Below are 20644 nucleotides of genomic sequence, written 5' to 3' on the forward strand. Positions count from 1 at the left end.
CGCCAGTCCTCTACAAGACCCTGCCGCGCCACGGCTGCCTGCGGTAGCGCACAATCGCCCGCGTGAATTCGCCTTCAGAGTCCCTGTTCCGCGTCGAGCGCACCACCGAACGCCAGAACATGCAGCTGCTGATACAGCTGCGCTGGTTTGCCGTGGTCGGGCAGGTGATCACCATCTCCCTGGTGCACTACGGCTTCGGCATCACCCTGCCGCTGCCGGCCATGGCCCTGGTGCTGATGGCCAGCGTCTTCACCAATCTTGGCTACATCTACTGGTACCGCAGCCACCGCCGCCAGATCTCGGCGCGCAACCTGTTCCTGGCCCTGCTGGCCGACGTGCTGGCCCTAGCCATACAGCTGTATTTGAGCGGCGGCGCCAGCAATCCCTTCATCTATCTGTTCCTGCTGCAGGGCATTCTGGGCGCCGTGCTGCTCAGGCCCGTGCACGCCTGGATCATCGTTGCCAGCACCTCGCTGTGCACCCTGGTGCTGGCCATCGTGCACTGGCCCCTGCCCATTGGCGCGGCGGGACCGGACGGGCTGCCCGGCCTGTATGTGAGCGGCATTCTGATCAGCTTCGGGCTGACCACGGTGCTGCTGGTGGTCTTCCTGCGCCGCATCGTCTCCAACCTGCGCCGGCGTGACGCACGGCTGGCCAACATGCGCCAGCGTGCCAGCGAAGAGGAGCACATCGTGCGCATGGGCCTGCTGGCCACGGGCGCGGCGCACGAGCTGGGCACGCCGCTGTCCACCATGTCCGTCATCCTGGGCGACTGGCAGCGCATGCCCGCCATCACGCAAGACCCCGACCTGCTGGCCGACCTGCAGGAAATGCAGCAGCAGCTGCTGCGCTGCAAGTCCATCGTCTCCAGCGTGCTCATGTCGGCCGGCGAGACCCGCGCCGATGCGCCACAGGCCACCACGCTGCGCGCCTTCATGGACGGCGTGGTCGCGCACTGGCAGTCACGCCATGCCGTGGAGCATTTCGACTATGTACAGGCCGGCGAGGACTTCCCCATTCTTTCCGATACCGCGTTGCAGCAAATGGTTTGCAATGTGCTCGACAATGCGGCCGAAGCCTCACCCCGCCATGTGGCGCTGCACCTGGCCGTGCGCACCGGCATGCTGTGCATCACCGTGCGCGACAAGGGACCGGGCTTTGCACCCGCCGTGCTGGAACAGCTGGGCCAGCGCCATATCTCCACCAAGACGGAGCGCCCGGGCCGGGGGCTGGGCCTATTCCTGGTGCTCAACGTTGCGCGCTCGCTGGGCGGACGCGTTCAGGTGAGGAACACCCCGCCGCGGGGCAGTGAGGTGGAGATCCGCCTGCCCCTGTCATCGATTGCCATTGAACCCGGCGCCTGAAGCGGCGCCCACAGGAACCCGAATCGCCCATGGACAGCTCCCGCCTCCTGCTGCTGGTTGAAGACGATGCGACCTTTGCGCGCACGCTGACGCGCTCGTTCGAGCGGCGCGGCTACCGCGTGCTGCAGGCCGCCAGCGCCGAGGAAGTGCGCGAGCTGCTGCAGACGCACTCGCCGCAATACGCCGTCATGGACCTCAAGCTGGCGGGCAACGCGTCGGGCCTGAGCTGCGTGCAGATGCTGCACCAGCACAGCCCCGAGGCGCTGATCGTCGTGCTCACAGGCTATGCCAGCATTGCCACGGCCGTGGAGGCGGTCAAGCTAGGCGCATGCCACTATCTGGCCAAGCCCTCCAACACCGACGATATCGAGGCCGCCTTCGGCCGCCTCGAAGGCCGCACCGACGTGGAACTGTCGCGCAACCCCACCTCCATCAAGACGCTGGAGTGGGAACACATCCACGAAACCCTGGCCGAGAGCGATTTCAACATCTCCGAAGCCGCCCGTCGCCTGGGCATGCACCGGCGCACGCTGGCGCGCAAGCTGGAGAAGCGGCAGATCAAGTAAGGCGGCAGGCACCAAAAGGCAAACCGGGCCTCAAGGGCCCGGTTTGTCATTGCGCGGCCATGGCCCTCAGGCCATCAACCCATCAGCCCAGCCAGAGGTAGTGATCGACCAGCAGCGCCAGGAACAGCACGCTCAGGTGGATCAGCGAGAAGCGGAATGTCTTGCGCGACAGCTGGTCCGAGTAATTGCGCCACAGTGCAAAGGCATAGGCACAGAAGCCCACGCTCAGCACCACGGCCACCACCAGGTACAGCCAGGAACTCATGCCGTACATGAAGGGCAGCATGCAGGCCGCAAACAGAATCACCGTGTACAGCAGGATCTGCAGCCGCGTGTACTCGCTGCCATGCGTCACGGGCAGCATGGGCAGGCCGGACTGGCGGTAGTCTTCCACGCGATACAGCGCCAGCGCCCAGAAATGGGGCGGTGTCCACAGGAAGATGATGAGGAACAGAATCAGCGCCTCGGGACCGACCTGGCCCGTCATCGCGGCCCAGCCCAGCACGGGCGGCATGGCACCGGAGGCGCCGCCGATCACGATGTTCTGCGGCGTGGCAGGCTTGAGGATCACCGTGTAGATCACGGCATAGCCCACGAAGGTGGCCAGCGTCAGCCACATGGTCAGCGGGTTGGTGCACAGCAGCAGCACCAGCGCGCCCAGCGTGCACAGGATGGCCGAGAAGGCCAGCGCCTGCTGGCTGCTCAGCTCGCCGCGCGCAGTGGGCCGCCAGGAGGTGCGCTTCATGCGCGCATCGATATGGCGCTCCACCAGGCAGTTGAAGGCGGCAGCCGCGCCCGCCACCAGCCAGATGCCCAGGCAGGCCAGCGCCATGTGCAGCCACTGGTCGGCGTTGGGCCAGCCCGGCACTGCCAGCACCATGCCGATCAGTGCGCAGAACACGATCAGCTGCACCACACGCGGCTTGGTCAGGGCATAGAACTGTGTCCAGCGCGAGGGCTCGACACTCAGGGAAGCTTGTTTACTCATGCAATCTCTCCACGGGCAACCGGCAGACCGTCCCGCAGTGCGCCCGGGCGGCTGGCCGCCAGGCACCAAACAATCACTGTCACCAGCGCAGCTGCGCCGCCCGTATGCAGCACCGCGGCCACCAGCGGCCAATCGAGCACCACGTTCGACAGGCCTGTCAGCACCTGCAGCACCAAAAACGCACCCAGCACGCGGCGCTGCGACGCCAGTGCGGGCACTTCACCCAAACGCCACCACAGCCCGGCCAGCGCAGCCACCACCACATAGGCCGCCAGGCGGTGCAGATAGTGGATGGCCGTGAGGCCCGCAAAGCTGATGTTGCTGCCGTCCTGCAGCAGGCCCAACGGACGCCAGATCTGCAGCGCCTGCGAAAAATCCATGGCCGGCCACCAGCTGCCCTGGCAGGTCGGGAAACTGCTGCAGGCCAGCACCGCATAGTTGGTGCTGACCCAGCCGCCCAGCGCCACCTGCAGCACCAGCAGCGCAAGACCCAGCCACAGCCCCGCGCGCAGCGCGGGCGAAATCACGGTCGCCCCTTGCTGACGCGCAGCACGGCTCAACCCCACGGCGGGCACGCACAGCAAGGCCAGCAGCCCCGTGCCGCCCAGCAGGTGCAGGGTCACGATGGCCGGAAAAAGCTTCATGGTCACGGTCCAGGCGCCAAAGGCGCCCTGCAGGCAGACCCAGAACAGCGCCAGCGTGGGCCACCACGGACTCAGGGCACCGCCTGCGCCCTCCGCCCCTGTACGTTCGGCCCCTGCGCCACCCGCCCTGCCCAGGCGCCGCGCGCGCCGCCAGGCCATGATGGTCATGGCGATGATGAGCACGCCCACGGTGGTTGCCAGATAGCGGTGGACCATCTCTATCCATGCCTTGCCATGCGTCACCGGCCCGGTGGGCATGGCGGCCTGGGCCTCGGCAATCTGCGCGCGGGCGCCCATGGGGCTGGCGCTGCCATAGCAGCCCGGCCAGTCGGGGCAGCCCAGGCCGGAATCGGTCAGGCGGGTGAAGGCGCCGAACAGTACCAGATCGAAGGTCAGGAACAGCGTGAGCACCGACAGCGCCTGCAGCCGCTTGAGCGAGCCGCCGCTGCGGTTGCGCAGCCACACCCAGGCCAGGGGGCCCAGCGCCAGCAACAGGCCCAGCAGCATCAGCTCCAGAACGGGGGCCAGATCGTACAGCGCCTGTTCGCTCACGCCCGCCCTCCGCAGCGCGGCGTGCACCACACGGCATGGCCCCCGGGCAAGCCGAAAGGCAATGCCGCAGGCGCATCCGGTTGGCGACAGCAGATCTTCATAAATGAGAGCAATTTGACGAGAAGGCTCAGCCCCATGCGCGAGATTGGATCGCAGGCCGGGCCTACAGAGAATCAGGACATGCACCCAGATACCGGCTGCGGGACCGCGCCCCATGCACAAGGCCCGCCAAGCGGGCCCGGTCGCTGCAACTTTCAGAGCAGCATGTCTTTGATATGAAACAATTCTACTTGGCTGCGAACCGCTCAATCGCCCACGCATGCAGTGCCCCTAGATCGCAGCCAGCTTCTTTTGGCCGGTGCGATGCGACTTGGGCCTGGCGCACACGAATTTCCACAGGACCCTGTCCAAGGCATCGGCGGCCCAGCTTTACACGACTGCTCAGATTCGCTCAGATTCAGACACCTCGCGTTCCTTAGATTGGTGGTTTCACTTGGGAACCGGCAACTGCCGGGTGAGGCCATGATTGCAGGAGGCTCGTGGACTGTGCTTGATGGGCACGGAAACGAAATCGGGCGTGTCGAAGGCGATGAATTCGTCCGTTGCGGGACCAGGCCCATCTACCGCATCGATGGACCGGCGCTGTACTCCATGGACGGTTCGGCCAGACTGATGGGCTTTATCGAAGGGACCGAGGTCAGAACGCGGCAAGGCCGGATCTTCCTCAAATTTCTCGCGCATTGAGCGGAACTGCTCAGATTTGCTCATCTTCGGCCAGTCGAAGCCAGGGAGACTCCACGTCCAAGAAAACCTCCAGGCAATGGACCTCTTTTTCGTGCGCGTGCTCTCCAATAACGATTTCAATGCCTTCTGGGACGGCATCGCCCAGGACAAGCCCCTGAAGACGCCCGACAAGGGACGCACCGCGTCCTTCACTGTCATCCGCCGCAGCGACAGCGGCCTGGAAGTCAGAACGCACAAGGGCAACACGGTGCGCATAAGGCGGGAAGCCTTCGGCGCCGTGCTGCGCCATCTGGCCCAGGAGCATCACGGCGCCGAGCGGCCCTGCATCGTGGCCTCCAGCCAGCACCGGCCCGGCTTTCTGGGCTTTGCGGCCAAACAGGCCAACGACAACGCAGCCGTGGTGATCACCTACATCCTGCCCATACTGCAGGACGCAGGACTTGTGGAAATCGACGGCAACCGGCCCAACCGGACCTGGCTGCTTTGAACAACTGCACAGCCTTCGGCCTTCTGCGCCGGTCGATGACAATCTATGTCAATTCATTCATAGCCAATCACTAAGGCGCACAGATAATTGCCGGCATTCGTGTGAATTGTGAGAAGGGTCCGGGCCACGCTCGGCGCCCTTCGATGCTGGAGGATTGGCAGATGAGCGCCCCGGAAATGGAGGCCATACAGGAGCGGCTGAAGAAGCTGCGGGCCGACGAGGCGCTGGTCGCCGAGCAGCTGGACCGGCTGCAGGCCCAAAAGGCTGCGCTGCAGCACAGGCTGGCCATGATCCAGGGCGCCGTGCAGGTGCTTGAAGAGATGCGTCAGGAGCTGGGGCCATGAACCGTGGCAAGCCCGTCTCACCACCCGCATCGCCCCCCGCCTCACCCTGCGCATTGCCCACCCCCACCTTGCCCACAGCCGAAGACTGGCTGGCAAGAATTGCGGCCCTGGATGCCACGCAGCCCCCTCCCACCCCGCCCCGTTTGCGCAACCCCCGCAAGGCAAAGCGCCGCAGGGCGGTCACCGTCGTGGCAGTGGCCGTGCTGCTCGGGCTGCTGGCCATCGCCCTGGCCGTGGCGGTGCAGTTGATGTGGGTCAAGTAGCTGTCACACGGCAGCAGCGGAAAGAGCCTTCCAGCGTGAAGCCAACCGAGCCGGGGCTGCTGTATACCCTCACATCCTGGCGAAGTCCCCATATTGTTTGCATGCTCACTTACGCCTAGCATGTGTCCACACTCAACGCAGTGGAGGTGCCATGGCCGATCCCGAAGAACCACTGGAAGTACGCTCAGAACGCTGGCAGTCGCTGAAGGGGCTGGACATCGCCTCCGTGGATCTGGGCCCCATCTGCGTGGTGCTCATGCTGACGCTGATCTGCATGGCCGTGATGATGCTGTTGGCCAAATCCGGCGCCGAGCAAGCACGGCAGGCCCAGCCCTCGTCCCAGGCCAAGGGCCCGGCTCCCCGACCGAAGCCGGCGCAGCCCGTGACCGAACCCGCCCAGCAACAGACCTGGACGCCGGCCTTGCGCACCTAAGGGCGACCTAAGGCCGACCTGAGGGCGTCAAGGCCAGGCAGCAGTACCTTCAGAGTTTCACCGAACGTGTCGCAATGAAGGTCGGCACGAACTTCTCGATCACAAAACGGGCATGGGGCTGCCAGTCTTCATGAAAGCCCGTCAGCACCAGCCCCGCATCCAGCTGGCCGCCGATCTGATCGGCCAGCGTATGGCCGAACACCAGCGCCTCATTGCGCTCCCGCTTGGCATCAAGCGCTGCGGGCGGCAAATCCACCACATCGGAATACGGAAGGCGCCGCGCAGGCCGCATGAGCCCTTGCTCGCGCAACGCGGGATCGCGGTCCTCCACGAAGACCACCGGATTCCAGAAGCTGGACAGAAGGCGCCCACCCTTCGCGAGCACCCGCGCGCATTCACGCCATACGGGCCGCACATCAGGCACGTAGAGGTTGGAGATGGGGTGAAAGATCACATCGAAGCCGGCATCTGCAAAAACGCCCAGATCGCGCATGTCGCCCTGCACGCAGGTCAGCGCAAGGCCTTCGCGCTGCGCCACATGACGGTCCTGTGCAAGCTGCCCGGCAGAGGCATCGAACACGGTGACCTGCGCACCCGCCGCCGCAAGAATGGGCCCCTGCTGGCCGCCGCCGCCGGCAAGGCAGAGGATGCGCAGGCCGCGCACATCATCCAGCCAGCCCGCTGGCAAGGGGCCTGGCGTGAGCCGCGCCTGCCAGCTTCCGGCACGGGCCCGGGCTATTTCAGCGCTGTCGACCGGGCGCGACCAGTCGCAGTCTTTCGCTGCCTGCAGGTTCCAGGCGGCGGTGTTGTGGGCAAGGATGTCGATGGGTTCTGTCATGGGCACTCTTTCATAAAGAGGCCGCACGGCGACGCGAGGTTGCGTTCAGAAAACGCGGAGCAGTCAACGGGCATGCAGGTGGTGACGCGGGCGTCCGCCGTGGGCCGGGAATGGGCTTCGGGGGGATCGGTCGGACTAGGGTCCGAAGGCGTCACAGGTTCATGTCAGGCTCGCAGCGGTCGCAGGAATGGAAGAGGCAAATTCTAAGACTGCGCAAATTGCACTGTCAAACCACTGCGGCGCGTTCCCCACACGGTCATGCGGAAGTCACAACCGTGAGACGGCTTGGCTGTAAGTTGAACACGCACCCTCGATGGCGCTGGCTTCTGCTGCGCCATGGCGCGCCCGCTGACGACCGGCCTTTCCAACCCGGCGCCCAATGGATACCGAGGAGCAACACTTTGAAGGAGAGCTATGCGTAGTCCCAAGAAAGGCCGAGAGCCGATCCGGCTCATGGACCTGGCCCCCGCCGTCTTCTGCATCCAGTGCGAACAGGAAAAACCCGCCACAGGAGCCCGCCAATTCCACGCGTGGCATGTGTGCAGCGACTGCTCGCAGAAGTTGGCCCAACTCCCCCCGGCGCAAGCACCCACGGCGCACCACGCGCACTGAGGCAAGCGATTCCCCAAAACGAAAGCCCGCCAGATGGCGGGCTTTCTCATGCCCTTGCGGACATGAGCGGGCGCGGGAGCGGGACGTCGATGCGCGCCTACCAGGGCACAAACATGATCACCAGTGCCACAGCCACGATAGCGGCAACGATGTACATGGTTCTCTTGGTGGCGAACCGGTTGCGGGAAGACGAGGTGGGCACTTGGCCCGGGGTATTGGGAGTAGGTTTGTTCATGGCCTCAAGCATGGTCGCCGCCCGGGACCGGCCCTGTCGGACAAGCACAGCTAAGGCAATCAGCGCAGAGCATGACAAGGGCGTCGGCCTTGGCGCAAGGTGACGCTTGTGAACTGCCGTGGGCCCACTGAGCGCAAGTGGCCAGAAAAGACAAAGCCCGCGGGTGCGGGCTGCTGGTCAGATTTCGAAGGCAGTGCGGTCCACTGCATCCTTGATCCACGCAGGAGGCTTGCCCCGGCCGGTCCACGTTGCGCCGGTGGACGGATCACGGTACTTGGCCACGCCTGCACCGACGGGCGACTTGCGCTTGCCCGTGCTGAACACATCTTCCTGGGTCAATTGGAATTGCTGGACGAGCTCGCGAACCTTGGCGATGGCCCCGCCTTTTTCGGCTTTCAGGACTTCGGCAATGCGTGCTTCGATCTCTGCCTTTTGCTGCAGGAGCGTCTTGTAATCAGGTGTCATGGACTTTTCTTGGGTTGTATGCTAGCGAGTCAGTATTCTATGCACAAAATGCCGCGCTGACATACCTTTGCATCGCAAACCGAAGGTTGCGGATGCAACAACACTCCCAACCTCCAGAGGTATAGAGTGGCGCAATGAACAAAGCACTGGAACTCTCAGGAATCGCGCTGGTGGCCCTGGTGGCACTGGCACTCAGCGCATGCGCCCAACAGAAGCTGGCACCCTCCGTGGGCATGGCCAATCCCGCATCGGTCTATTGCGGTGAAATCGGCGGACAAGTCCGGATGGAGAAGACGCCCCAGGGCCAGGAAGGCATCTGCGTGCTGCCGAACGGGACGGAAATGGAAGAGTGGACGCTGTACCGCAAGGACCATCCGGCCAAGTAGTGGGATAGCGCTCTGCACGAACGACAAGCAAGCCGTTAACGCCCAGCCGTCACTGCGCAAATGCACAGCTCACGGCCGCGCAGGCAGTGATACCCCCCAGCGAGCCTTTTTCTTGCGTGGGCTCCGATCACGAGGCAATGAACAGCCCGGCCTTGCCCTCGAAGATCTTCGCCAATGCATCCTTCACCTGCTACAGTTCCACCTCGGTGGCCATCAGGGTCACCACGTACTGGCGTGTTCCGTCCAAATCGCGCGCTACCTCAGGCGGTAAATCAGCGCGCAGCACTTGGTCATCCAGGGTGACTTCAAGATCTCGCACCCTCGTTACCAACTGGTCCAGCACCATCAGCTCGATCTCATCCTGATCGGGGAAACGGGTGAGCCAGAACACATAGTTCGCCGTGCGGTCCACGCAATAAACAAGCGCCATCTCGTAATGCTCGTCATACGGTGAGGCCGGTACCTCCGCGTTCAGAAGCCTGGGACTCTGGCCCAGATCGGCCGGCAAGATCGTTGGCACAGATTCGTCGGCCAATCCCGAGATCCGTGATTCGGCCTTTTCCCCGCCCGAGTGGCCGCTGTCCCAGAAGGAAGAGTCACGCCATCAAGGACGGCGGCGGGGAGAGCGCCGGCAAATCTACAGGCGGCATCCCTGACTTGCTCGCGCAGGCCGTCAAAGACAGCACGCAGCTGGTCAAGATCACGGCGCAGCAGCGCTTCGCCCTCGGCGGTGATGATCCCGGCCGCATCGCCGATCACTTACAGCACCCGATCATTAATCGCGGCCCAGGTCCTGCGCCGGGGATGCACGGTCATGTCGTCCAGAACTTGGCGCAGCTCGCCGCCGTCGATCGTACACAGCCGGCTGAAATCGCGGGTGGAATACAGGCCCGTGGGCGTGCATGCCATCGCCAGCGAGCGGCCGACACGAACCTGCACCCCGCCCGACTCCGTCACATCGACGTTGTCGGCGCGAGTGAACCACGACATGCCAAGCCGCAGCGGGTCGGTGACGTTGTTCAGGCCTCGGAAGGAGCGGATTGCTGGCATACCGCGACTTTGCCGAGCGGCTCTGAATGCGTCGGACCCTAGCCGGGGCACATGCTCCGCAGAAGTGTGCGATTAATTACATTGCCAAATCTTAAATCGTTAGCAGAGTAATAGTTTGCTCAATAACGAATGAATAAGAAACACATTCACAGTTCCAATAGAGCATTTCTTCAAATTCTCAAGCAAAACTCTATTAGCATGCATGGCTTCACACACTGGAGGAGTAGTTGCAAATGAAATTATTCAAGATAGCCTCGGCCGCATTTTTTGCAGCCACCACTTTGTTCACGACTGGAGCTGCTGCACAAAGCCATGGAGTTTTGCTGCCGATAACTATCACAAATGCGTCGGCTAACGTAGCCGACATGAGCAAGGCAGCCGATAACAACCCATACACCGCATGGAATGCCGGTGGCGGACCTACACAGTGGATAGACATTGACCTTGGTTCAGAGCGGGTGTTCTCTATACTGCGTATGCTTCCGATGCAAAGTCCAGCTGGCCGAACTATCCATCATGTTTGGGGTAGAAATAACGCGGGACAGTGGTTTGACTTTGGTGAAATTGGAGAAATAACAGAGGACAACAAATGGTTTGAATACAAAAACACCAAGGAAATTCCTGTCAGAACAATCATTCTTCAAACCACTGCAAGCCCATCCTGGGTGGCTTGGCGCGAGTTCCAAGTGTATGACGGAGGCGACCTTTCAACGAGTTGCCATCTAAGCCTGCCACGAGGAATGGCCGTATATAAAACATCTACTGGCAGCTGCCCGGGCTATTCCTCTAACACCATCTTTCACATAAGGGATACTCGCAATCTTCCGAAGGGTGCAGAAGTATATGTTTGCTCCAGTTATGGAATGGATGGATGGAGTTGGATCGATTCAAATGGGCGGCCTCTATACGATGGAATCCAACCGAGGCTAGGACGTTGCGGATATTTCGATGGTGGCGGGGTGTTTAGACTTCGCAAGGACTATGGCGGTTAAAATAATCGCAGATTTTCTATTTGACTGAACGCCGGGCGGCTCGACGTCGTTCGCTTCATTTGCCAGTTTGTCTGCGGGAGAATCAGCCCACTCCCGCAGCCATCTCCCGCATCTGCTGCCTCAGCGCCTTGGGTGACGCGTCGGCGATTCGATCCGTGCGGTCCTTGTTCATCTCGCGAACGCCGTGCTGTCAGGATTGCCTTGGCGCCCCTGGCCGCCTACGATGCGCAGCATGCCCGGCATCATCTTCTGGCTGCTCGTGACCGCAGCCGTCCTCTTCTTCAAGCTGACCACGCCCGCCGAGCGCTGCTCGATGATCGAGACCTACGGCTGATCATCATCGGGCTCGGCGCCGTGGGCTTCATCTGGCAGTTCATTCGGCGCGGCGCGATCAGTCTTTGAGCTTGGCCACGCGCTGCGCGATGGCGTTGCGCTGCTGCTCGATCTGCGTGAGGCGCTCGCGCTTGATCTCGCCGGTCATGAGCCGGTCCCCCTCGATCTTCTTGGCGCGTTGGCCCAGCTCGGCAGTCTGCTGCTTGGCGGCGTTGATGACCACACGGTTGCGCAGCTTCGGCCCCTCCTCTTCCTGGATGCTGCGCGCCAGCTCGATGTCGCCCGACTTGATGGCGGCCTGGTGGCTGACCCAGGCCTGCTCCACGCCCTTGGCCTACTCGCACATGGTGGTGACGTAGCGGCTGGGATCCGTGGGCAGTTCCTCGACGAAGTTGCCGGCCAGGTGATCTTGCCCCCGTATTCCCGACCCCGTCCTGTTCGCAATAAAACGCCTGGTCAACCCCTGCAGCCTGTTGCCGCCTGAACTCCCGAGGCGACCGCATTTTCAGCGAAGAATGCGGATGCACCTCGTTGAAGTGCTCGAAGGCCACTGGCAGTTGCGCCAGTACCGTCACCAAAGCACAGGCACGTCGGTAGCCATAGCTGGGCAAGTCGGCAATTTCCTGGCGCAGTTCGGCGAGCAGCCCCGCATCGTCGCTGGGTGTGCGATGGCTGCGGCCATCGGCCCAGTCTTCACCACGCCCAAGCAGGTCGCGCACATACGAGCGCGCCAGCCCCATCGCCCGGCAGACCGTTTTCACTGGTCTTCCCCGGGCGACAATGGCGAGCGCGCAATCCACTTTTTTTCTGCGGCGTACTCCACGGCTTCCTTGAGGATTTCGTTCTCCAAGGTTTTCTTGCCGAGCACGCGCTGCAGCTTGGCGATTTCCGCGCGGGCAGCCGCCAGCTCGGATGCCAGCACGACTGCCTCGCCAGCGGAGACGGCGGTCAAAGCACCCTGGCGTTCGAGCTTCCGCCACTGGAACAGCAGTCTAGCGAAACGCCTTCCTGCCGAGCGACCAATGACACGCTCATGCCCTGTTCGTAGGTTCAGCGCACCAGCGCCGCCTTATCTGCGAGGGACCAGCGCCTGCGGCGCTGGTCCTTCACGACTACCTCGATTGACTCCATATGCCTAGTCATATGCACAGTCCTGTTCCTATCTTCAAAGATAAGCGATAGGCCGGCGCCGGGGAATCAGGGGGCTATCTCATAGGTACATGTCGCGCCACTTTGTCCCGGAGCTCGGCGACGTAGGCGTGGCTACTTCTCAACCGAAAAGAACTTCGCGCCGAGAGCGACTTCGCGCGTGTTGATCGCAAAACTCGCTTCGATCGCCTCCATCAGCCGTTCGCTGTCCATGCAGAATTGCTGCTCAACCTGAGACCGCTTGCCCGGCTGCAGTCCAGTTCTGAGGAGCGCTTTAATCTCACTAATCTGCTGCAGGTGAGGCACCCTTTCTCTCTCCATTGCCAGATATTCTGGAGAGGAGAGGTACCGCTGCACCTCTTCACGGATTTTGGCCGCATCCCAGTTGTTCTCCCGTGCCTTCTCCATGGCGATGCTCTTTAGGCTCTCACCCTGTTTTTCCTGAGCATTCACTAGGCTCTGCAAGCGATCTAGCGCTTGGTTCGCGGTCGCGTCGATCTTTTCAGGGCTACTACATTGCGCCGCCGCTCCGTCGCAGAACAGAACCGTGCAAACAACTGCAAGCAACGAAAAGCGACTGCGCATTGGTATCCAGGTGAGAAAGCGGGACCGGCCGAACTATAGCTGAGCCGTGCATGGTGCTTACCGGATGTGCGCATTTTTTACCCCGACTCAGCACCGGTGCGGGATCGCGCGAACCCAGGGCGGGGTCGCAGATGGTAGGCTCTGCGCACTGCCAAGCAGGTATTTCAGAAACCAGACAAGCAATGATCGATCAAGAATCCTATGCAGCGGGAACTGTCTACTTTTTTGGTTCCAAGGAGGCCTTGGCAGAGGTCCTCACGTCTGCCGGATTCGCCGTGGAAGTCGGTCAATGGGCACTGCGCTTTGAACAATTCGAGATTGGATATGTGGGCAACATCGACCCCAAGGCGCCATTTGAGATTCACGGCGATGGATACGACATTCCTGCTGAGTCCTTGGCTGTGCACTGCTCTGCGCTCGCAGAATGCCTGACGCTGGCGATGATCAGTTTTGACTTTACGCACATCGCTGGTGACCGGAGTCTGGAGTACCGCACATATCAGTTTCGGCTGTAAGCAGCGTTGATCGCTGCCACGCTGGCGTAGGCGGGTGCCCGTCCGGCGTGGAGTGGTACGCTTCGGGCACCGCCAATGAGGCTGCTCAGAAAAGGGCGATGGAGATGATGGTGATGATCAGAGAGTGCGCTGCCGCATAGGCAGTTCAGAAATCGAGCCCTCCTTCTTCGAGTGCTCAGCCCGCTCATCTGCCGCACAGGCAGCCAGGCCCGCCCATGCAGCCTTTTTCTTGGGCAATGCTCAAATCGGCCGCGTCCGCACCTCAGCTGTCCAGGCAGATTGCCCTCTGGGCTGTAACGAGCCCTGATCCGTCGCAGCGATGTGAAGGTATTCGCCATCCCTTAGGGCCCGCGCACGCTGCGACAGCTGCTCGCGCACATCGACAGATTCGGCACGCAGTTTGCTGATCACCATCTTGCTCACCTTCAGTTCGTGACAACAGCGACAGGAAAAGTGCATCCACTTTCCATAGTCTTCGAGATAGGCGATACAGGGAAGATTGCACAAGGGGCATGGACTTTGGATGGAATCTGGCATGGCGACACCCCGGGTAAAACTGTGCGAAAAAATGCGCTGAACCTGTTGTACCCCACAGGCACGCCCCAAAATCAAGCGCCGAGTTAGGGGTTGTCCGAACCCCCTCTGGAGCGCTGGCGATCGCACATGTCGGCAACCACCGCCCCAGTAGCGCTCAGAGGGCACATAGAGCTACCCCACGACCAAAGCACTCGAACTCTCTGGAATCGCGCTGGTGTAACTGATGCTCAGCGCAGGCGCTCAGCAGCAGCTGACACCGTCTGTCGACATGGCCATTCCCGCATCGTAAAAGGCCAACAGCTCTCATCCGACACCTGTAGCAGAATGTCACAGACGCCCCATACCGGTGCGTCTACCCGAACGTTTAAAGGAAGTCAGAATGAAGAAAACAGTGATCCTGATAGCGGCAATTTCGGCATGCACATTGGCGCTGGCCAAAGGCGGAGGTGGCCACAGCGGAGGGTCTTCGAGCCGGGGAAGCAGCAGTTCCCACAGCTACTCCGGTTCGCACAGCGGTGGCTCGTCAAGCAGCCACTCTGTTCAGGGCTACACCCGCAAAGATGGCACCTATGTCGCCCCCCACCACGCCACCAATCGAGACGACACAAAGAACAATAACTGGACCACGCAGGGGAACGTGAATCCGCACACAGGCAAGCCAGGGACGAAGCCTGGCGACTACTGACGAATAGGCCCGTACAACGGGCCTTTTTCGTGTGTCGCTCTCTCCCTCGCCACAGGAATGATCCCAATGCGGCGGCCCCATGCTGGTGCATAGGATCACCCAATGGCCGTGCACCGGAGGAACGATGGAAGGCCGAGACAGGGAGCGGGACGAAGACGACGACAACAGCCCAGCCGTGACCGTTGGCTTGGCCGCGCTGGCCATCGTTCGGCTGGCTGTGGTGCTGGGTGTGCTGACGCTGCTGATCAACGGATAGGCAGAGACCCAGCGCTTTACCTCGTCCCCAGCGTGTCCACGTAGAACATGAGGTGATCCAGAGCTACAGCGTGCGGGTCACGACCTCTCAACGGCGATTCCCTGGCAGAGTCGTCCGGCAAGAAGACCAGAAGCACGTCGCCACAGGCCTCGTAGTCTGCGCTGAACTCAACGCCGTTGTGAGTGAAGACGCATTCGTGCATGCGGGGCATTGTCACAGTTGCTGGCTCGTGGCACCAGCGCCCTGAAAAGACGAAGCCCGCGCGGGGCGGGCTTGAGGAACGAGCGGTGACCTGCGACTACGGGTGCATTGCCTGCGTGTAGACGTCGATATAGGTGCGGTTCACGTTGGAGACGCAGCCCCAGCATTCTTGATATGCCCGGCTACTCTCGCCAGACGGGCGCATGAACCGCAGAACCCGTTGGCCTTTGCGCGGCCCTCTGCCGGCCAAGGCGGCACGCACGCGAAAAGCTGACCCTCTCGCGGTATGGTAGATCCGCTCGGGCTGCGTATGGGCCTGATGCCAAGCCTCTTCGAAGCTCAGCGGATTGTTCAAGTTTGGGTCTCGCAGGTGCGGTGCTGGAGTTGGACGGCTCATATGTGGGGCGGCTGGCAGTGCGTGATCTTCTGGGAAATATCTAGGGCCAGGCCCATTGTAGGCAGCTCGTGGTGACCTCAGCGGCTCACTGGTCAGCATCACTCCAGGGTGTGAAAGTAGCTCTTCCCAGGGCGCACCAGCCGCCCCTTAAATGACGAGACCCGCGCTGGACACCCTAAAGAAGGGTGCAGCCAGGTCCTGCATAGAATGGCGGCAATCAGTGGCCTGACGCCGCGACGACTGGAGGGGATCTTGGCCGCGTCCTGAACATCCTACGCGCGGAGCAGGCGCGAACACGGCCGCCTTCAAGCCACGGCCCAACTGCATCACACAGCAGACCTGCAACTTCTTTACACGACGTAAAGCTTTCCTTCAGAAAAGGTCTGCATACTGGCCAGCAACGGATTCCGCCGAGCCTGCGAGCTTTCTCCTCCCTCCCTCTCAAATCCCTTCCCCAGGCACGCCACCACGGCATCGGCATTTTTCTTCCAGGGCCCGCAGCTTCGCCGCTTGCGGGCCCTTTTCGTTGCCCCTTCAACGGCCGCAGCTCCAAGCGGACACCGTGTCGAAAGAACTCATACATACGGGGCATGCTCGACCTACATGAGCACCCTTACTTGGCTCGCACAGGGAAGCCTCACAAGCAGTTGAAATAACGTCTATTCGAGGCCCGCAATGCCCTGCTGATGGAGATAAGCATGAGTCAAGTCGTACCGAGTGAGTCTTTCAATCCGGACCCTGATGCCCGCTACCACCGGAGTCTCCTGGATGCCTTTCCGGTAAGGGGCAGCTACCAGCTCATTCAGTTGCGCAGCACCAGATCTCGCAGCCCCTTGCGACGTTTTGCGAAGGCTTGCATTCGGGCGGTTCGCGCACTTGTTCAATGACTTGAAGGAGATTGTGATGCGACATATTTTCCTCACATTTTTCTGGTCCGTGGTGACCCTCATCTCGCTGTACATCTCCACGCTGGCAGGGCCGATGTTCCCCGTCACGAGCTGAAATGCGGTTAACAGCCGGGCCTATGGTTGACTCATGGTTCTCCTCCTGGAATTCATAGGCATGCCCTGAAAAGGGCACCGGACTTTTTCTTCTCCGTGCCTGCACTTCGCAGGCATTCACAAGCTCGCAGCACCGCTGGCGGGCTTCTTTTCTGTGGGGGCCGCTTGCGGCTTTGGCCCGCTTTGTAGAGATGCAAGGCGCTCATACATCGGGTGCGCACAGCGAAGCGCCAGCGGCGCCAAGGTTCAGGCGACCAAGCAGAGGCTTGTGCCGGTGCGGCATCAAGTACAGGACATTGAAAATGCGGAGCGCTCCGCATTGGGTCAAATGCCGGCATCGCGTAAGATGCTGATCCACCAGTAGAAGCGGGCGTCGTTCAATGGCAGAACGTAAGCCTCCTCTGAAAACAGCGAGAATTCCCGAAAACCTACGCCAAAACCTACGCCAAACTGGACACCAAAAGCCCGCATCGCGGGCCGTCTTTTTGGTGAGACTTCGGGTCGCTTCAGGTTTCCGCACGCAGCGCCTGCAGCTGCTCGGCCGGCAGCAACGCCTCCTCTTCGGGCTTCTCCGCGCCTGACCGTAGCGCGCCCAGCGGAGGCAGCTTGATCAGTGCATCCGCCTGCGCGGCCGTACCATGCAGCCAGGCGTCCCAGTCGCTGGGCTCCAGCATCACAACCCCGCGCTTTTCCTTGCCGGGCCGGTGCATCAGCGACAGCACCGGGTGCCCGTCCGCGGGCTGCGTGATCATTGTGTAGTTCGGCACCAGCTCGCCGGTTTCTGGGTCCGTCCACTCGCTGTAGAGCCCGGCCAGAGCCGCGGGCTCCCCATCGGCCCGCTGGAACGACCACCACACATTGCGGCTGCCCAAGCCCCAGTACGGCTCCACCCAGGACTCGACGGGGATGAGGCAGCGCTGGCCCGCGCGCCATGCCGGCGCATAGGTCCAGGACTTCGCCAGGGTCTCGCGCCGCGCGTTGTTCGTGCTCATCGGCTTGCCGTCGGCCGTCATAGGCCGGCGCGTCGGTGAGCTGCGCGGAATCATTCCCCACTGCCCCACCTCCATCTCTCCGCCAGGCTTGATGTACGGACCCAGGGCCAGTGGTGTGACGTGCGGCTTCCACCACCTATTCGGAGCCTGCCGCCCCAGGGCGAAGGCACGCTCGATCTCCGTCTCTCGCGGCGACTGGTATCTATTACACATAGGGCCACCTTTTGGTGGGCCGCTCGATTGCAGCCTTGGCCGCAGCGTAACGCTGCCCCAGCCAACTGGCCATAGGCACGAGTGCCGCGTCGATGCCGGCGCGATCCGGGCAACACAACCATGTCTGCGGCCATCGCCTCAGATCGCCCTCATCCCACTCCAAGCCCCTCAGCAGCATTGACCCATCTTCGCGCATGCGCAGCATCTCAACTTGCCCCAGCCCGCGCGTGATGGGCCCCGAGCCTCCGGGGTCAACGATGTCTACACGGTCATTTTCGTATGCCCGGGTGGTCACCAGCAGTCCTGTGACGCAGTGCACGCTCCGCAACATCGGCACGGACAGGTAGACGCCGCAAAAGCGCAAACGCAGCATCGTCGTGCGCCAGCCGGCATCGACTTGACCCTGGCGCTCCCGTTCGCTGCCTGGCGCACAGCCCTCTGAGCGGTATCGGCCCGGTAGATCGGGCAACCCTGTTGAATCGTGGGTCATGACATTTTCACTGTATGAATGTACAGTTATTATGCAAACCCGATCTCCAGGAGGTCCAGATGATCACCCCGCAGCCATCCCCGAAATTCTCTCTCTTGAGCATGCCTGAGTGGTTCGGCGTGCCCGAACTGGAGGCCCTCCCAGCGCCGCCGGAGGCCTATCGGATCGTGGAAGCGCAGCCTGGGTGGTTTGAAGTCCGTGGGCCGGGCGGGGCCCTGGTGTACAGCGGCCTCGGGCCGGTTCAGATTCTGGCGGCCCGCGATGTATGACGATGACGATCCGCTGAACTGCCTGCACCCGACAGTTGTGTGGCCATCAGGGTGGACTGCGGTTTGCGGGCAGGAGATCCTGCCGCTCGCCCCCGAGTGCTACCGGGTTGTTCACACAACCCCGTGGTGGTCCATCGTCTTGGACCCGGACGGCAATGTCGTCTACCGTGGCTTCGGGCCTGTCGAAGTAATCCGCTCGCCTGCGCCGTTCTGACCCACGCCGCGGACTGTCTCTCAGCCCTGTATGGCGTCAGGATGCGCCGGTAACGCCGCCTCGGCCAGCTTGACCAGTGCGGCTTTACAGGCCTCTTCTGAGGCGCGCTCAGCTTCAAAGGCGGCTGTGGCCGCATCCTGTGCCTCGCGGCTGTGCAGTTTGGACATGCTCAGGTTCTGCTCGGCGCGGGCATATTCTTCAGCTGCCACGTCGATGGGCGACTGTGTTGTGCGTGTCTGCGCGCCACAGGTCAATGGCCGGGCATGCAATGGCCAGGGATCCACCAGCCCGATGATCTTGTCCATCGCTTCATGGACCGTCCCGCCATCCGGCGGGAGGAAGTGCTGCACGACAGACAGCACTTCCTCCAAGACCTGCTCCGCCTTGCTGGGGTCGTTGATGCCCGCAAGCTTGTCGCGCAGCCGGAAGTTCAGCAGCTCCCAAACCTTCTCCACGGCCTGCGCGCGTGCTTCTTCACGGCCGCGCTCCGCACTGTGTTGCGCGGGATCGATGGTGCCGTAGTTGACGCCGACCGCCTTGGCGCCGTTCCGCAGGACCAGTACACAGAAGGTCAGCAGGCCCAGGGTTGGCGGCGGGGTCGTATCGCCGACCACAACCAGGCCACGTCGGAGGCTCGCTTCACCTGCAACGCCCTCCGCCGCAGTGAAATAGTGCTCGCTGACGATCTCCCGCAGGATGTCATCCGGCGTGACGCGCGGCGCGGTCAGGCCCTTGGCCTGGATCTCGTCTTCGATGGACTGCTCAGCCGGAGAGAGCTCGGGCAGAGGGCCTGGGCCGGTGGCTGTTGTGCCATCGACATAGGCCTTGGACTCCAGTGTGCCAGGCATGCGGGTGGCGCAGTCGCAGGGCCCAGCCGGCATGGCGGGCTCGTTGTGGATAGCGCAATCGGAGGCATGGCCGCAGCCATTGCTGCCGCAGGTGTGTTGTGTCATGGGTGGCTCTCTGTGGTGGTGCCTGCGGCCGGCAGGCTCGGGATCACGGGCCAGGCGGCGCCGAGGGTTTGGACATCAGCTGCGTGCCCTGCAGCCTTTGCTGCCATGTCGCCATACGCTGCGCGGCAGTCTTCAAATACGACTCCGAGGGCAGAGGCGTACTCAAGGACGGCAGCAGGGGGAGCGCTGGCAAGTCGGCGGGCGGCATCTGCGGATTGCTCGCGCAGGCCGTCAGCAATAGCGAGCAGCTGGTCACGATCACGGCGCAGCAGCGCCTCGCGGTCACGGGCGGCATTGAGAGCTCCTTGATACTTGGTGGTCATTGCCTTCTCGGCCTGTCGCACGCGGGCGTCGGCCGCGCGCTGAGCGGTGCTGGTGGCCAGCTGCTGGGTGGTCGTTTCCAGCCGGGCCTCGGCTAGCTCGGCGCCCAGGCGCGCGCCCTGGAACTGCCACGCCAGCACGGCGGCCACAGCGGCGGCGGCCCCATGGGTGTAGAGCGCGGGGATCATGTGCACACCCTCCTGGCGTACTCGCGCATCAGTGCTTCAGAGATGCGCTCGATGGAATAGGCTTCGAACTCCCTCGAAGGCTTCTCCTCGCCAATGCTGTCGCACAGTCTCTGGAAGACGTGAACCGACTCGTGGACCAAAGCGCATGCGACGGATATGGGGTCCGCCTCTGCGGCCGATTGGTTCAAACAAACCACGCAGAACAAGCCGCTGTCGTTTTCCCATGTGTGTACAACCGCCAATTGGCGATCGACATCCATCCAGACCCCTGGATCTGGCACGTTGCAGCGAGTGGCGACCTTCAAGAACTCGGCCTGAGATAGGCACAGGGTCATGTACGGCAAGCGCACCGTGTCGCGGCTGAGCCATTTCATCGCCCGCC

General features: G+C 62.3%; 25 protein-coding genes and 1 pseudogene. 11 read left to right on the forward strand and 15 right to left on the reverse strand.

Going from position 1 to position 20644, the window contains the following annotated elements; genetic code table 11:
• The first annotated feature begins 62 nt into the window (after positions 1-62).
• Both AC57B5_RS08105 and AC57B5_RS08110 read left to right on the forward strand, forming a co-directional pair.
• Positions 63-1364: an ATP-binding protein gene (locus AC57B5_RS08105; protein WP_496399200.1), complete on the forward strand. Its 1302-nt coding sequence runs from the start codon at positions 63-65 to the stop codon at positions 1362-1364.
• Between the two features lie 29 nt (positions 1365-1393).
• Positions 1394-1930: a response regulator transcription factor gene (locus AC57B5_RS08110; protein WP_013802156.1), complete on the forward strand. Its 537-nt coding sequence runs from the start codon at positions 1394-1396 to the stop codon at positions 1928-1930.
• Positions 1931-2012: 82 nt separating this feature from the next.
• Here the strand turns inward: AC57B5_RS08110 and cyoE are convergent, their stop codons facing one another.
• The 3 genes from cyoE to AC57B5_RS08125 form a co-directional block, all read right to left on the reverse strand.
• Positions 2013-2918: a heme o synthase gene (gene cyoE, locus AC57B5_RS08115; RefSeq protein WP_099733458.1), complete on the reverse strand. Its 906-nt coding sequence runs from the start codon at positions 2916-2918 to the stop codon at positions 2013-2015.
• Positions 2915-4114, reverse strand: coding sequence for a COX15/CtaA family protein (locus AC57B5_RS08120; RefSeq protein ID WP_319073723.1), 1200 nt, complete (start codon positions 4112-4114; stop codon positions 2915-2917). Before AC57B5_RS08120 ends, cyoE begins: the two co-directional genes overlap by 4 nt.
• Before the next feature lie 489 nt (positions 4115-4603).
• Positions 4604-4882, reverse strand: coding sequence for a hypothetical protein (locus AC57B5_RS08125; RefSeq protein ID WP_172642954.1), 279 nt, complete (start codon positions 4880-4882; stop codon positions 4604-4606).
• Between the two features lie 52 nt (positions 4883-4934).
• Here AC57B5_RS08125 and AC57B5_RS08130 point away from each other — a divergent pair, with 52 nt between their 5' ends.
• The 4 genes from AC57B5_RS08130 to AC57B5_RS08145 all read left to right on the forward strand — a co-directional run bounded on the left by AC57B5_RS08130 (position 4935) and on the right by AC57B5_RS08145 (position 6385).
• On the forward strand, positions 4935-5345 hold the full coding sequence (locus AC57B5_RS08130) for a hypothetical protein (protein WP_013802153.1): 411 nt from the start codon (positions 4935-4937) through the stop codon (positions 5343-5345).
• Between the two features lie 161 nt (positions 5346-5506).
• Positions 5507-5689, forward strand: coding sequence for a hypothetical protein (locus AC57B5_RS08135; RefSeq protein ID WP_225613976.1), 183 nt, complete (start codon positions 5507-5509; stop codon positions 5687-5689).
• Positions 5686-5952 (forward strand): hypothetical protein, encoded by a 267-nt coding sequence (locus tag AC57B5_RS08140; RefSeq protein WP_496399201.1) that lies wholly within the window; start codon positions 5686-5688, stop codon positions 5950-5952. The genes AC57B5_RS08135 and AC57B5_RS08140 overlap by 4 nt, the downstream gene beginning before the upstream one ends.
• A gap of 151 nt (positions 5953-6103) precedes the next feature.
• Complete coding sequence (locus AC57B5_RS08145) at positions 6104-6385, forward strand: flagellar basal body-associated FliL family protein (RefSeq protein WP_012205894.1); 282 nt, start codon at positions 6104-6106, stop codon at positions 6383-6385.
• Positions 6386-6434: 49 nt separating this feature from the next.
• Here AC57B5_RS08145 and AC57B5_RS08150 read toward each other — a convergent pair whose 3' ends face one another.
• Positions 6435-7223 carry a class I SAM-dependent methyltransferase gene (locus tag AC57B5_RS08150; RefSeq protein ID WP_013802150.1) on the reverse strand — a complete coding sequence of 263 codons (789 nt, stop codon included), beginning with the start codon at positions 7221-7223 and terminating at the stop codon, positions 6435-6437.
• A gap of 1024 nt (positions 7224-8247) precedes the next feature.
• On the reverse strand, positions 8248-8535 hold the full coding sequence (locus tag AC57B5_RS08155; protein ID WP_013802147.1) for an H-NS histone family protein: 288 nt from the start codon (positions 8533-8535) through the stop codon (positions 8248-8250).
• A gap of 134 nt (positions 8536-8669) precedes the next feature.
• Between AC57B5_RS08155 and AC57B5_RS08160 the strand changes: the two genes are divergently transcribed.
• Positions 8670-8921 carry a putative hemolysin gene (locus tag AC57B5_RS08160; RefSeq protein ID WP_013802146.1) on the forward strand — a complete coding sequence of 84 codons (252 nt, stop codon included), beginning with the start codon at positions 8670-8672 and terminating at the stop codon, positions 8919-8921.
• A 190-nt stretch (positions 8922-9111) separates the two neighbouring features.
• Here AC57B5_RS08160 and AC57B5_RS08165 read toward each other — a convergent pair whose 3' ends face one another.
• Positions 9112-9456, reverse strand: coding sequence for a transcriptional repressor (locus tag AC57B5_RS08165; protein ID WP_496399202.1), 345 nt, complete (start codon positions 9454-9456; stop codon positions 9112-9114).
• Between the two features lie 224 nt (positions 9457-9680).
• Positions 9681-9971, reverse strand: coding sequence for a hypothetical protein (locus AC57B5_RS08170; protein WP_496399203.1), 291 nt, complete (start codon positions 9969-9971; stop codon positions 9681-9683).
• A gap of 233 nt (positions 9972-10204) precedes the next feature.
• Between AC57B5_RS08170 and AC57B5_RS08175 the strand changes: the two genes are divergently transcribed.
• Positions 10205-10963, forward strand: a complete 759-nt coding sequence (locus tag AC57B5_RS08175) for a discoidin domain-containing protein (protein WP_496399204.1) — start codon at positions 10205-10207, stop codon at positions 10961-10963.
• Positions 10964-11354: 391 nt separating this feature from the next.
• Here the strand turns inward: AC57B5_RS08175 and AC57B5_RS08180 are convergent, their stop codons facing one another.
• The 3 genes and pseudogenes from AC57B5_RS08180 to AC57B5_RS08190 form a co-directional block, all read right to left on the reverse strand.
• The gene (locus AC57B5_RS08180; protein WP_496399450.1) at positions 11355-11621 is read right to left on the reverse strand and encodes a hypothetical protein; all 267 of its coding nucleotides are present in this window, start codon (positions 11619-11621) and stop codon (positions 11355-11357) included.
• Between the two features lie 247 nt (positions 11622-11868).
• A pseudogene (locus AC57B5_RS08185) lies at positions 11869-12439 on the reverse strand (transposase); the annotation flags it as partial.
• A 120-nt stretch (positions 12440-12559) separates the two neighbouring features.
• A complete protein-coding gene (locus tag AC57B5_RS08190; RefSeq protein WP_496399205.1) occupies positions 12560-13030 on the reverse strand; it encodes a hypothetical protein in 471 nt (156 codons plus the stop codon).
• Positions 13031-13212: 182 nt separating this feature from the next.
• Between AC57B5_RS08190 and AC57B5_RS08195 the strand changes: the two genes are divergently transcribed.
• Positions 13213-13545 carry a hypothetical protein gene (locus AC57B5_RS08195; RefSeq protein ID WP_496399206.1) on the forward strand — a complete coding sequence of 111 codons (333 nt, stop codon included), beginning with the start codon at positions 13213-13215 and terminating at the stop codon, positions 13543-13545.
• 1346 nt (positions 13546-14891) lie between these two features.
• Entirely contained in the window at positions 14892-15023 is a 132-nt protein-coding gene (locus AC57B5_RS08200) for a hypothetical protein (protein ID WP_496399207.1), read from the forward strand.
• Between the two features lie 2105 nt (positions 15024-17128).
• On the opposite strand, the gene AC57B5_RS08205 is transcribed toward AC57B5_RS08200, so the two are convergent.
• On the reverse strand, positions 17129-17827 hold the full coding sequence (locus AC57B5_RS08205; RefSeq protein ID WP_496399208.1) for an SOS response-associated peptidase: 699 nt from the start codon (positions 17825-17827) through the stop codon (positions 17129-17131).
• Positions 17820-18317 carry a hypothetical protein gene (locus AC57B5_RS08210; protein ID WP_486705496.1) on the reverse strand — a complete coding sequence of 166 codons (498 nt, stop codon included), beginning with the start codon at positions 18315-18317 and terminating at the stop codon, positions 17820-17822. Before AC57B5_RS08210 ends, AC57B5_RS08205 begins: the two co-directional genes overlap by 8 nt.
• A gap of 59 nt (positions 18318-18376) precedes the next feature.
• Between AC57B5_RS08210 and AC57B5_RS08215 the strand changes: the two genes are divergently transcribed.
• Positions 18377-18586 (forward strand): hypothetical protein, encoded by a 210-nt coding sequence (locus tag AC57B5_RS08215; protein ID WP_496399209.1) that lies wholly within the window; start codon positions 18377-18379, stop codon positions 18584-18586.
• Positions 18587-18820: 234 nt separating this feature from the next.
• On the opposite strand, the gene AC57B5_RS08220 is transcribed toward AC57B5_RS08215, so the two are convergent.
• From AC57B5_RS08220 to AC57B5_RS08230, 3 genes are read right to left on the reverse strand one after another with little or no spacing between them, the layout of a single operon-like run.
• The gene (locus AC57B5_RS08220) at positions 18821-19753 is read right to left on the reverse strand and encodes a Gp49 family protein (protein WP_496399210.1); all 933 of its coding nucleotides are present in this window, start codon (positions 19751-19753) and stop codon (positions 18821-18823) included.
• Entirely contained in the window at positions 19750-20262 is a 513-nt protein-coding gene (locus AC57B5_RS08225) for a hypothetical protein (RefSeq protein ID WP_496399211.1), read from the reverse strand. The genes AC57B5_RS08220 and AC57B5_RS08225 overlap by 4 nt, the downstream gene beginning before the upstream one ends.
• Entirely contained in the window at positions 20259-20636 is a 378-nt protein-coding gene (locus tag AC57B5_RS08230) for a hypothetical protein (RefSeq protein ID WP_496399212.1), read from the reverse strand. The genes AC57B5_RS08225 and AC57B5_RS08230 overlap by 4 nt, the downstream gene beginning before the upstream one ends.
• Positions 20637-20644 lie beyond the last annotated feature (8 nt).

This window comes from Delftia sp. BGA-UO-ETr-SB1, from assembly GCF_059567865.1.

What these genes read in the sequence shown, in the direction of transcription:
- AC57B5_RS08135 (WP_225613976.1), top strand. Translation starts at nt 5,507, where the DNA reads ATGAGCGCCCCGGAAATGGAGGCCATACAGGAGCGGCTGAAGAAGCTG.
- AC57B5_RS08155 (WP_013802147.1), bottom strand. Translation starts at nt 8,535, where the DNA reads ATGACACCTGATTACAAGACGCTCCTGCAGCAAAAGGCAGAGATCGAA.
- AC57B5_RS08220 (WP_496399210.1), bottom strand. Translation starts at nt 19,753, where the DNA reads ATGACACAACACACCTGCGGCAGCAATGGCTGCGGCCATGCCTCCGAT.
- AC57B5_RS08160 (WP_013802146.1), top strand. Translation starts at nt 8,670, where the DNA reads ATGAACAAAGCACTGGAACTCTCAGGAATCGCGCTGGTGGCCCTGGTG.
- cyoE (WP_099733458.1), bottom strand. Translation starts at nt 2,918, where the DNA reads ATGAGTAAACAAGCTTCCCTGAGTGTCGAGCCCTCGCGCTGGACACAG.
- AC57B5_RS08130 (WP_013802153.1), top strand. Translation starts at nt 4,935, where the DNA reads ATGGACCTCTTTTTCGTGCGCGTGCTCTCCAATAACGATTTCAATGCC.
- AC57B5_RS08125 (WP_172642954.1), bottom strand. Translation starts at nt 4,882, where the DNA reads ATGAGCAAATCTGAGCAGTTCCGCTCAATGCGCGAGAAATTTGAGGAA.
- AC57B5_RS08170 (WP_496399203.1), bottom strand. Translation starts at nt 9,971, where the DNA reads ATGCCAGCAATCCGCTCCTTCCGAGGCCTGAACAACGTCACCGACCCG.
- AC57B5_RS08215 (WP_496399209.1), top strand. Translation starts at nt 18,377, where the DNA reads ATGATCACCCCGCAGCCATCCCCGAAATTCTCTCTCTTGAGCATGCCT.
- AC57B5_RS08200 (WP_496399207.1), top strand. Translation starts at nt 14,892, where the DNA reads ATGGAAGGCCGAGACAGGGAGCGGGACGAAGACGACGACAACAGCCCA.
- AC57B5_RS08140 (WP_496399201.1), top strand. Translation starts at nt 5,686, where the DNA reads ATGAACCGTGGCAAGCCCGTCTCACCACCCGCATCGCCCCCCGCCTCA.
- AC57B5_RS08150 (WP_013802150.1), bottom strand. Translation starts at nt 7,223, where the DNA reads ATGACAGAACCCATCGACATCCTTGCCCACAACACCGCCGCCTGGAAC.
- AC57B5_RS08205 (WP_496399208.1), bottom strand. Translation starts at nt 17,827, where the DNA reads ATGTGTAATAGATACCAGTCGCCGCGAGAGACGGAGATCGAGCGTGCC.
- AC57B5_RS08110 (WP_013802156.1), top strand. Translation starts at nt 1,394, where the DNA reads ATGGACAGCTCCCGCCTCCTGCTGCTGGTTGAAGACGATGCGACCTTT.
- AC57B5_RS08195 (WP_496399206.1), top strand. Translation starts at nt 13,213, where the DNA reads ATGATCGATCAAGAATCCTATGCAGCGGGAACTGTCTACTTTTTTGGT.
- AC57B5_RS08145 (WP_012205894.1), top strand. Translation starts at nt 6,104, where the DNA reads ATGGCCGATCCCGAAGAACCACTGGAAGTACGCTCAGAACGCTGGCAG.
- AC57B5_RS08230 (WP_496399212.1), bottom strand. Translation starts at nt 20,636, where the DNA reads ATGAAATGGCTCAGCCGCGACACGGTGCGCTTGCCGTACATGACCCTG.
- AC57B5_RS08190 (WP_496399205.1), bottom strand. Translation starts at nt 13,030, where the DNA reads ATGCGCAGTCGCTTTTCGTTGCTTGCAGTTGTTTGCACGGTTCTGTTC.
- AC57B5_RS08210 (WP_486705496.1), bottom strand. Translation starts at nt 18,317, where the DNA reads ATGACCCACGATTCAACAGGGTTGCCCGATCTACCGGGCCGATACCGC.
- AC57B5_RS08225 (WP_496399211.1), bottom strand. Translation starts at nt 20,262, where the DNA reads ATGATCCCCGCGCTCTACACCCATGGGGCCGCCGCCGCTGTGGCCGCC.
- AC57B5_RS08175 (WP_496399204.1), top strand. Translation starts at nt 10,205, where the DNA reads ATGAAATTATTCAAGATAGCCTCGGCCGCATTTTTTGCAGCCACCACT.